Here is a 9,381-nt window from a genome sequence, read left to right on the forward strand (position 1 = left end):
AGTTATGCGGCCAGTTCCTCGACCATCAGCGCGGCAATCTTGAAGGACACCATGTCCATCACCTGCTCCGCCGGGATCGAAATGCCAAACTCCTCCTCCACAGCCATCACCAGGCGCAAGTGCGCGAGCGAGTCCCACTGCGTCGTGTTGTCTGGTGCGGTGACGTCGGACACAGAGCCTTCTTCAAGGCCGAGAACTTGGGCAAAGACACGCTTCAGGCGCGGTTGGATGGCATCACTTGTCATAGGAAAGGTCCAGATAGGCCGGAATGGCGAAGTTTTCGAGCGGTTCCAGCGCCTTCGTCCAAAATTGCCCGTCATCACCTTTCGGCTCGAAGCCATGACGGGCATAAAGGTCCCTCGTTTGCTGGTTTCGATCCGAGGGCACAAACTCGCCCATCAGCACGCGACCACCTCGCGAGGCCGCTTGGCGTGCCAAAAGGCCCAGCAAGGCCGTTTCGAGGCCGCGGCCGATCACACGGCAGCTCAGCAGCAGGCTGTCCACCCGCCACACATCACCTTCCGGCACCCCGATGACCACGCCGATGAGGCCGTTGTCACCAAACTTGTCTGCCACACGCATCCACAAAGCCACCGCGCCATTGTTGAGCAAACCCTCAAGGTCCGCACGCGAGTGACGACGCGTCGTGAGGTTGAATTGATTCGTCTTCGCCAGCAGTTGCACCACACGCTCCATCGTCTCCGCGTTCACCGGACCGGCCTGCACACGCATCTGCAGCGCGGCGAGATAGTCTTCGAGGCTGCCGCTGCTCTCCTGCAAGGCCTGCCGCTCCGCCTGCTGGCTCATCATCGCCGCACGCTTCGCATCATCTTGCGTCACCACCGCCGTGTCGAACCATTCACTGTCTTCAATGGCTGTCGCGTAGCCTGCCACGGAGGCGGGCAACTCGATCACGGCCACCTCGGGCATCTGCTGGCGCACCCACTCACGCTCGGCGGGATTGTCATCGACGAACACCAGCGCATCGGTGCCGATGTTGAGTGCTTTGGCGATGCGGCGCAGGCTGGTGGCCTTGTCTTCCCAATGAATCTCCATCGCGGAAAAATCCGCGGGACGCAAAAGCATGTCGGGATGCCCCTCGATGGCTTCGAGGGCCTCATCGCGATTGTTTTTGCTCGCGATGGCCAGCAGCACGCCGCGGCTTCGCAGAGCCTTCGCAGCCCGTTGAAGGGCTTGATGCGCATTGCCGGGAAAGGTGTCTCCCAGCTTGATGCCGCCGAGACCGGCCTCGCCGATCACACCGCCCCACATCGTGTTGTCGAGATCGAGCACGAGGCACTTCCGCGGCGGCACACGCAGCGCACGAATGGCTCGCGCGAGCGAGGCGCCGAGCACGGCAAAGCCTTCACCGGAAAACGGCATGCGGGCCAGGAAGCTCATGCGTTCGTCATGCCAGCGCTTCGCACCGCAACGTGCCACGACAGCAGGAAGATCAAACAACCGTGCATCCGGCACCGCCTCGATGGCCGCGGCCGTCTCGCCATTCAAAACCGTGGCAAAGGCCGCCAGCGATCCCGCGCCAAACAATCCCGGCGCACCTTCCACACCCGGCAGACGCGGCGTGGCATAGGCAGACCAGAGCAGCGAAGCTGCTGAATGCCGCCGCAAAGCCTGCGCCACCTGCTGCGAGCGTTGAACGAGCGACAAACGCAAAGCCTCGCGATCCGTGGCAAAGCTCTGAAGCGATTCACCAGCCCAGTCTTCGAGTCGAGGAAGCACAAAGACCACATCCGGTTTGAACGCGTAAAGCTCGCTACCCGCATCGAGCACCTGCTGCTCGATCTGGCCGTAGGGTCCGCACCAGATTGTGAACCTCAAACCGCGTCTCGCGCCTTCCACGAGCAGGAAAGGCTTCACCACCTCGACCGTGCAGGAGGCCAGCAAGGCCACGCGGACCTCCGGCAGTTCCGCGAGCGCAGGCTCGAGCTTCCGCGCCAGCGCCGAGTAGGCGGACTGGCTGCCATCGAAGCCTTCAAACAAGGCGCTGAGTGAGGGGGGAAGCATGGAAACGATGAAATCAGAGATGCGTGGGACCTTCGCCATCGCCACGCAAAAAGTGCGCTTTGTCAACGCGGGTCGCATAAGGCTCACCCACGGCCGCGGCGAGCTTCGGCGAGGCGGCGAGCGCGAAGTTGCTCGGCCCCGAGAGCCAGCCGGAGGCACGCATGCCCTCACGCCAGGCCGCGTGCTGCATGTTGCACACGATGATGTCCGAGCCGCAGTGGTCGAGAAAGCATCGCGCAGCCCAGCACACGGCCGTTTCATGCCCCGGCAACGCCATGCCGTCGATGAGCGAACCCACCCGCATGTCGCCAAAATACTTGTGAGTCTTCATCGCCCGGCTGCGGGCCACAAACCATCCCGTGACCTTCCCGCCCTCGCGCACGAGCACGAGCCGGTTTTCGCCATCGCCACGCGGATAGAGCCTGTTGAGGCTCGTCATGCTGCGATCAGCACAAAGCGAGTACGCATCCCGTGCCGCGAGCCACACGTCATCCGCCCACGCATCAAAGCGATCCACCTGCTCAAAGCTCACTGCGGCACGCACGACACTCGAAGCTCGACGAAAAGCCTTCATCACGCCAAGACCCAACGCACCCAAGCCTGTCGCAGCGGCGATGTGAGCGACCAGACGCACCGGCTTGCGTGTTTGCAACGGACGCAGGTGCTTCAAAAACGGCCCCGCACGCAGCGGCAGATAGTAAAACGGCACATCATGCACCTGCCAGCCGAGCATTTTCAGCGTTTGCGGCAGCGGACGTGCCGCGCCGCCCATGCCGAGGCAGAAGGCCAGCGCATTTCGTTTCAGCGCATCACGCACGAGCGTGAGGCCGAGCAGCTTGAAGGCCGGATTGATGATGCCTTCGGACAGCGGCAGGTAGAGCGTGCAGACCTTTTGCAGGCCGTTGCTGGTCCAAAACGGCTGCCACTTCAGCACATAGCCACCACGCACTTCCTCGCCATCCACCGCCACGAAATAGTGCTCCACGATTTCCTCGCCTGCATCATCCGGCAGCCAGCGGCTTTGCGTGCGTTCTGGGAAGCGCCATGTCTCGCCCGCGGCGGCGAGGCGGGCGTTGAAACGCTTCACCGCCTCCACATGGGCTTCTTCATAGCGGACGATGCTGATGGCCATGGCGTGTCAGCTTTCTCCATGCCGCAGCTTGTGCCACAGCCACTTGTTTTCGAGTGCCGCACGCTCACGCGGCGTGAGCACATGCTCGCCACGCTGCGCGGTGATGTGATCCAGCAGCGTGGACACCGGCACAAACCAGCCGCCCTTCGCCGCGAGCCGCTCCATGAGCTGGCGGAAGCGTGGTGTGACCACGCCGTCCTTGCGGAAGAATTTTCCGAGATGCGCATACATGATGCAGGCACCGCCTTCGGCCTCCAGCCGGTCTTGATTCTCTTCCGTCACGGTGCGCAGAAACGAATCGAGCACGCCGCCCTCGGACGAGGCATACCATTGGTTCACCCACGGCCGCAGCGGATCGTGATACGGCATCCACGGGCAGGCACGGAGGGTGTTGATGTCCGGGAAGACAAAGTTGCGCACATAGCGGATGCGCTCGTGGCACACATCGCCCCAGAAATGCTCGTCACCCTGCACATGGCCGAGGAAGCGTGCTTTGCGACCGAGCGTGGCCGCGAGATAAACCCAGCGCCGCCAGCCGGTGACGCGATCCGAGCCCCAGTAAAGGTTTTCGCGGCAGCCGGTGTGATTCGCCATCGACCGCGGCGCATGGCCAAAGATCTCCTCAAAGCGTCGCAGGCCTTCCAGCGTGCGTTCACGCTTCGAATGATGGCAGCACACATTGTGAAAACCGATCTCGAAGCCCTCGGCCTGCAATTGCAGCGCCCATGCCCGGTAGTCAGGCTCGGCACAGGAGGCACCGCCGACGACCACGGGCGGCTGCTCGGCTTCCAGGGCCCAGACGGACTTCGTGGTGCGAAAACCCAGATCACGCAGCAAGGCATACACCGGCGCTGAATTCGCCACCGTGGAGGCATCGGTGTCGTCAAAGATCGTGAAGGCGAATTTCTTGCCCTCCGGCCATTGAATCTGGGGCGGAGAAAAGGTCATGCGGAGGCTTTCACGATGCTTTCAGCGATGAGACGCCCGGCGGAGCCATCGCCAAACGGGCTCGGACGGCTCGCCAGGCTCGCGGCGGCGGCGGGTGTGCTCAAGAAGTGCATGCCGCGATCAAAGATGCGGTTCGCATCGGTGCCGATGAGCTCGGCAAAGCCCGCGTGCACGGCCTCCGGCCGCTCGGTGGTCTCGCGGAGGATCAGCACCGGTTTTCCAAATGAAGGCGCCTCTTCCTGAATGCCACCGGAGTCCGTCAAAATGAGAACGCTGTGATACATGCACCACAGCAGCGGGACGTAATCGAGCGGCTCTAGCAGCACGATGCGCGGATGACCGGCCAGGCGGCTCTTCACCACCTGCTGCACCATTGGATTCGGATGCACGGGCAGCACGAGACGCAGGTCCTCGACCGCATTGACGAGCCGCAGCAAGCCTTCACAAATCGACTCGAGAGGCGCACCGAAGGATTCACGGCGATGGCAGGTCACCAAAGCGAGGCGCAGGCCATCATTCAGCTCCGCGGGCAACGGAGCGGGAGGTTCCGCGGGCAGGCGGTCCTTCATCCAGACCACGGCATCCACCACGGTGTTGCCGGTGATGATGTTCGTTTCTTCCTTCGCACCTTCGCGGCGCAGATTCTCGGCCGAGGCGGCGGTGGGCGGGAAGTGCAGATCAGCGATGCGGCTGATGAAGACGCGATTGATCTCCTCCGGGAAGGGCGAGAATCGGTCATGCGTGCGCAAACCCGCCTCCACATGCGCCACGCGGATGCGGCGGTAAAAGGCCGCCTGCGCCGCGGCGAAGGCCGTCGTCGTATCGCCCTGCACCACCACCCAGTCCGGCTTCTGCTTCTCGTAGAGATTGTCCAGCTCGCCTAGCAGGCGTGCGTTCAGCCAGGCCAGCGTCTGGCCGGGGCGCATCGTTTCGAGCACATGATCCGGCTCGATCTCAAACAGCCGCAGCGTGCGCAGCCCCATGTCCAGATGCTGGCCGGAGAAGCACACCTCGCAGGCCACGTCGTCGCCTTCACGCAGCGCACGGATCACCGGCGCCAGCTTGATGGCTTCCGGTCGCGTACCCACCACGCACATCACTTTGATCTTTGTTGTTCCCATGGTTGTTTGTCAGAAAAAGAGCATCACAGCGGCTTCTGCGCCGCCACGGTGACCGATTGGAAAAGACGGTCCGCGATGCGCTTGCGCAGCGCCCGCGGCAGCAGGCCGGTGATGGACTCCACCAGCAGCCACGCGGCGGTCATCACCGAACCGCAGCGGCGGCCGCCTTTGATCGCCTGCATGTTCGAAAAGCCGCACTGCCGCAGATGCCGGCTCATGTCTCCGAGGGTCCATTCCTGGAAATGAAAGCCCACCAGCTCCGAGCCGAACACCACCGAGATGTCATGCGGGCCTGAAAAGCGATGCGGCGTGTCAAAGACATACCAGCCGCCGGGTTTCAGCAGGCGATTAACGATGTCGAAATGCGGCCGTACATCATCGGGATGCAGGTGCTCGAGGAATTGATAGCTGAACGCCACATCCGCGATGCCCGCAGGCAGGTCGAGGTGGTAGCCATCATACACGACGAGCTCGAAAGCGGACGGCGCACGGGCCTTGTCCGCCTCCAACCGCTGGTCGGAGATGTCCACGCCGATCACACGGCCCGCACCGGCGGCGCACGCCGCATAGCCGAGGCGGCAATCACCAGGCGCCACCTCCACCAGCGTGCCACCCGGCTTCAAAAACGGTCGCAGCAAGCGCATCTGCCCTTCCACCTTCCGCTGGCTCTCCTCCGGCGACGCACGCCGCGTGAGGCGCGGATGATCCGGCACGCGGTCAAACAGCTCTTGATAGAGCTTTTGAAACAACACCGGCCGCTCCTCCCGCGTGCTCGCCCGCAGGCGGGCAGCGAGCTCCTTCTCCACCTCATAGTGGTGGCGCAAACGTTCGAGACTGCGGGGCTGGCTCATTTGACTTGGAAAAAAAAGAGGCTCACAACGAACATCCCGCCAAGCTGCCGCCCTTGGTGGACGACCTGCGACCGGCCCGCCAAATAGCGCGTCAAGATTCGGATGTTCATCGTCAAAGTGACACACTGCCGTTAGCAGCCGCTTCTGGCTTTTCCAAGCAACTTGTTCGATGCTCGCCTTGAAATCATGACGCGTCTTCTGATCCCTATCGCCCTCATGGTGGCCGCACTGCTCCTCCCGCTGCCGCGTGAATGGTCCGTCGGCTGGCGTGGCGAACTGCTTAACCGCTTTCATGTCTCGCTTTTTGCGGCGTTTGGCATGTTCATTTCTATCCGCAAGGCATGGATGACACTCGGCATCGTCATCGCCGCAGCGGCCATGACAGAGGTTGTGCAGCCGTGGTTTGGGCGCACGGCCAGCCTGACCGACCTGGGGTGGGGCATGCTGGGAGCTGTGGCAGCCATGCTCTGGCAGCAAAAACGCCTCGCATTCCGACTCGTCGCGCTCGCGATCGCCCTGGCACCTCCGGCCATCTGGTGGGCGCAGGTAACCATGGCCCAAAACGAGGCCAAAACACGATTCCCCGTGCTCATGGACGGCCAGGCCAGCCTGCTTTGGGTGCTTTCGCCGGGAGCGGAGCGCTCCGAGAATGGATTGATCCTGCGCGGCAACTCCAGCGCCCGCGTCGAAGTGCCGAATCCCGATTGGAATGCCTTCCAGGCCCTCGAACTCGAAGCCACGCTCGATTCCGCAAGCCCGCTCGATCTTGGCATCCGGCTCGATATTGGCGCAGGGCTCCCGAACCGCGTGCAGGCCGGGGTGACGTTTCAGCCGGGTTCAAACCGGGTTCGCGTTCCCTGGCCGGAAAACGCACGTCTTTTCCCTGTGAAGCAGCTCGTGCTCTTTTTGGGCTCCACGGGTGCCGAGGCGCGTTTGCGACTGAATGAGGCCCGTTTGCTTCCTGTGACCAAGAATTAGCCTGCTTTTCGTTTTGTCGTCTCGGCGGACCGTGCCAGTCTGGCGGTCGTTTTCGCACTCTTTTTCTCTCGTGACCATCTCAGTATTCGGACTTGGCTATGTGGGCGCCGTCACCTCCGGCTGCCTCTCTCAAATCGGGCATCAAATCATCGGCGTCGATGTGCATGAGCCCAAGGTACGAGCCTTCAATGAAGGCCGCTCGCCCATCGTGGAGCCTGAGCTCGATGAAATGCTGCAAAGCGCCTGCCGTGAAGGCCGCCTGCGTGCCACCACGGATGCTGCCGAAGCCGTCGCCGCGTCCTCGATCAGCATCATCTGCGTGGGCACGCCCTCGCTGCCCTCCGGCAGCCTTGATCTTGGCTACGTCACGCACGTCACACAGCAGATCGCCGCGGCGCTGCGCCAGCAGGGGAAGAAACACATCGTCATCTTCCGCAGCACGATGCTGCCCGGCAGTACGCGGAAGATGGTGAGCGAGCAGTTTGCCGACCTCCTGCAAAACGGCAGCCTCCAAGTGTTCTACTGCCCCGAGTTCCTGCGTGAAGGCACGGCCGTGGCGGACTTCCGCGAGCCCTCGCTGGCCGTCGTCGGCACCGAGAATGGGAACCCGCCCGCCAGCGCCGACGTCATGTCACTCTTTGGCGGCACGCCTGCCGTGCTACGCTGGGAAGGTGCTGAGATGATCAAGTATTCCTGCAACTACTTCCACGCGCTAAAGGTGGGCTTTGCGAACGAGATCGGCCGCCTCGCCAAACACCTCAACGAGGATGCGCTGCGCGTGATGGACGTGGTGTGCCAGGACACGCGGCTGAACATCTCCCGCTACTACATGCGCCCCGGCACGCCGTTTGGTGGCTCCTGCCTGCCGAAGGATGTCTCCGCGCTGCGCTCCTTTGCCCGCCAGCAGGGCGTGAACCTCCCGCTGCTCGAAAACACCCAGGCCACGAACGACGCGCACCAGCAGCAGTTCGTGCAGCTCATCGAAAAGAGCGGCAAGCGCCGCATCGGCTTCATCGGCCTGGCGTTCAAGGCGGACACGGATGACCTCCGTGGCAGCCCGCTCGTGGCCGCGGCGGAGACGCTCATCGGCCGCGGCCACGCCGTGAGCATCTACGATCCGCAGATCAATCTCTCCCGCCTCATCGGCTCGAACGAGCAGCAGATCCAGGCCCGCATGCCGCACCTGGCCCAGTTGCTCAAACAGGATGCCAAGGAGGTAATTGAGGCCAGCGAGGTGCTCGTCGTCTCGCAGAAGTGCGTGCCCGTGGACGTCTTCCAGGCCTGCGTGCGTGCCGACCAGATCATCATCGACGTGAACGGCTGGGCACCGCTGAAGTCCCTGCCCTGCCGTTACGAAGGCCTCTGCTGGTGATCCATCGCCTGCTGGCACAGCTCGACAAACTTCGACGCCGCGAAGCGCCAGCTAAAGCGCTGCTCCATCAGCTTGCGGGCATTCGAGGCCATTCGTGAGGCCGCGCCGGCGTCCGCCAACAGCTTCAGCGTGCCCTTGGCAAAGCTCTCCGCGTCTTCAGCGATCTCGATTTCCTCGCCATGCCGCACGGGCAGGCCTTCCGCGCCGATCGTGGTGGAGATCACCGGTACGCCCATGGCCATCGCTTCAAAGATTTTGATCCGTGTGCCGCCACCAGCCAGCAGCGGCACGGCGATCACGCGGCACTCGTGCACATGCGGCTGCACCTTAGGCACCGTGCCCGTGACCTCGATGGCCGGATCGGATGCCAAAGTGCGAATCGAAGCCGGTGGATTCCGCCCGATGATCTTCACACGCACGTCCGGCATCTGCTCGCGCACCTTCGGCAATACCTCGCGGGCGAACCAAAGCACACCGTCGATGTTGGGCATCCAGTCCATCGAGCCGAGAAATCCGATCACCGGAGCCGCCGCAGGCTTCGCGGGAGGTTGAAAAGCATCCACATCCACTCCCGTCGGCACATCGCCGAGCACACGGCGCAGGTGATACTGATCGCGGCAAAACATGCTGTCCTCCGGTGACACGGTGATGATGCCTTCAAAACCCTCCGAGAGCTCTTTTTCCGCCCGCCACATACGGCGGTATTGCGAGGCCAGATAGGCCCGCTTCACCGGATTGCCCGCCGTGTCCGCCAGACGCTTCCAGATCTGGGATTCGATATTGTGTTGAAAAAGCACCACCGGACATGAAAGCTGCAAACCTTCAAAATTCGGCGCTGGCGTGAGAAAGTCGCACACGACGACATCCGCGTCCTTGGCGTGCTGCTGGATCGCATCGCGCCAGGCATCGCAGCGGTAGCGGTCGAGCACATAAGGCCGCCGCGAGAGTGCCAAA

9 protein-coding genes are annotated in these 9,381 nt (G+C 62.9%); 2 read left to right on the plus strand and 7 right to left on the minus strand.

Annotated elements, in window-relative coordinates:
- Nucleotides 1–2: 2 nt before the first annotated feature.
- From ACILSI_RS20880 to ACILSI_RS20905, 6 genes are read right to left on the minus strand one after another with little or no spacing between them, the layout of a single operon-like run.
- Nucleotides 3–350 (minus strand): acyl carrier protein, encoded by a 348-nt coding sequence (locus tag ACILSI_RS20880; protein WP_395723855.1) that lies wholly within the window; start codon nucleotides 348–350, stop codon nucleotides 3–5.
- Nucleotides 235–2,025 (minus strand): HAD-IIIC family phosphatase, encoded by a 1,791-nt coding sequence (locus ACILSI_RS20885; RefSeq protein WP_395723856.1) that lies wholly within the window; start codon nucleotides 2,023–2,025, stop codon nucleotides 235–237. Before ACILSI_RS20885 ends, ACILSI_RS20880 begins: the two co-directional genes overlap by 116 nt.
- Before the next feature lie 13 nt (nucleotides 2,026–2,038).
- Nucleotides 2,039–3,157, minus strand: coding sequence for a hypothetical protein (locus ACILSI_RS20890; RefSeq protein ID WP_395723857.1), 1,119 nt, complete (start codon nucleotides 3,155–3,157; stop codon nucleotides 2,039–2,041).
- A gap of 6 nt (nucleotides 3,158–3,163) precedes the next feature.
- Nucleotides 3,164–4,105 (minus strand): hypothetical protein, encoded by a 942-nt coding sequence (locus ACILSI_RS20895; protein WP_395723858.1) that lies wholly within the window; start codon nucleotides 4,103–4,105, stop codon nucleotides 3,164–3,166.
- Nucleotides 4,102–5,226, minus strand: coding sequence for a non-hydrolyzing UDP-N-acetylglucosamine 2-epimerase (wecB, locus tag ACILSI_RS20900; RefSeq protein ID WP_395723859.1), 1,125 nt, complete (start codon nucleotides 5,224–5,226; stop codon nucleotides 4,102–4,104). Before wecB ends, ACILSI_RS20895 begins: the two co-directional genes overlap by 4 nt.
- A 23-nt stretch (nucleotides 5,227–5,249) precedes the next feature.
- Nucleotides 5,250–6,077 (minus strand): class I SAM-dependent methyltransferase, encoded by an 828-nt coding sequence (locus tag ACILSI_RS20905; RefSeq protein WP_395723860.1) that lies wholly within the window; start codon nucleotides 6,075–6,077, stop codon nucleotides 5,250–5,252.
- Nucleotides 6,078–6,263: 186 nt separating this feature from the next.
- Here ACILSI_RS20905 and ACILSI_RS20910 point away from each other — a divergent pair, with 186 nt between their 5' ends.
- Together ACILSI_RS20910 and ACILSI_RS20915 are read left to right on the plus strand one after the other, a co-directional pair.
- Entirely contained in the window at nucleotides 6,264–7,055 is a 792-nt protein-coding gene (locus tag ACILSI_RS20910; RefSeq protein WP_395723861.1) for a hypothetical protein, read from the plus strand.
- Between the two features lie 70 nt (nucleotides 7,056–7,125).
- Nucleotides 7,126–8,427 carry a nucleotide sugar dehydrogenase gene (locus ACILSI_RS20915; protein WP_395723862.1) on the plus strand — a complete coding sequence of 434 codons (1,302 nt, stop codon included), beginning with the start codon at nucleotides 7,126–7,128 and terminating at the stop codon, nucleotides 8,425–8,427.
- On the opposite strand, the gene ACILSI_RS20920 is transcribed toward ACILSI_RS20915, so the two are convergent.
- Nucleotides 8,406–9,381: glycosyltransferase family 4 protein (locus ACILSI_RS20920; RefSeq protein ID WP_395723863.1), on the minus strand; the 976-nt coding region annotated here is incomplete at its 5' end. The genes ACILSI_RS20915 and ACILSI_RS20920 overlap by 22 nt on opposite strands.

Origin of the sequence: Prosthecobacter sp. (assembly GCF_044232965.1) — a bacterium.
Lineage (GTDB): Bacteria > Verrucomicrobiota > Verrucomicrobiia > Verrucomicrobiales > Verrucomicrobiaceae > Prosthecobacter.

Coding starts and splice junctions, on each gene's coding strand:
- ACILSI_RS20880 (WP_395723855.1), bottom strand. CDS start 350: ATGCCCGTCATGGCTTCGAGCCGAAAGGTGATGACGGGCAATTTTGGA.
- wecB (WP_395723859.1), bottom strand. CDS start 5,226: ATGGGAACAACAAAGATCAAAGTGATGTGCGTGGTGGGTACGCGACCG.
- ACILSI_RS20895 (WP_395723858.1), bottom strand. CDS start 4,105: ATGACCTTTTCTCCGCCCCAGATTCAATGGCCGGAGGGCAAGAAATTC.
- ACILSI_RS20910 (WP_395723861.1), top strand. CDS start 6,264: ATGACGCGTCTTCTGATCCCTATCGCCCTCATGGTGGCCGCACTGCTC.
- ACILSI_RS20890 (WP_395723857.1), bottom strand. CDS start 3,157: ATGGCCATCAGCATCGTCCGCTATGAAGAAGCCCATGTGGAGGCGGTG.
- ACILSI_RS20885 (WP_395723856.1), bottom strand. CDS start 2,025: ATGCTTCCCCCCTCACTCAGCGCCTTGTTTGAAGGCTTCGATGGCAGC.
- ACILSI_RS20905 (WP_395723860.1), bottom strand. CDS start 6,077: ATGAGCCAGCCCCGCAGTCTCGAACGTTTGCGCCACCACTATGAGGTG.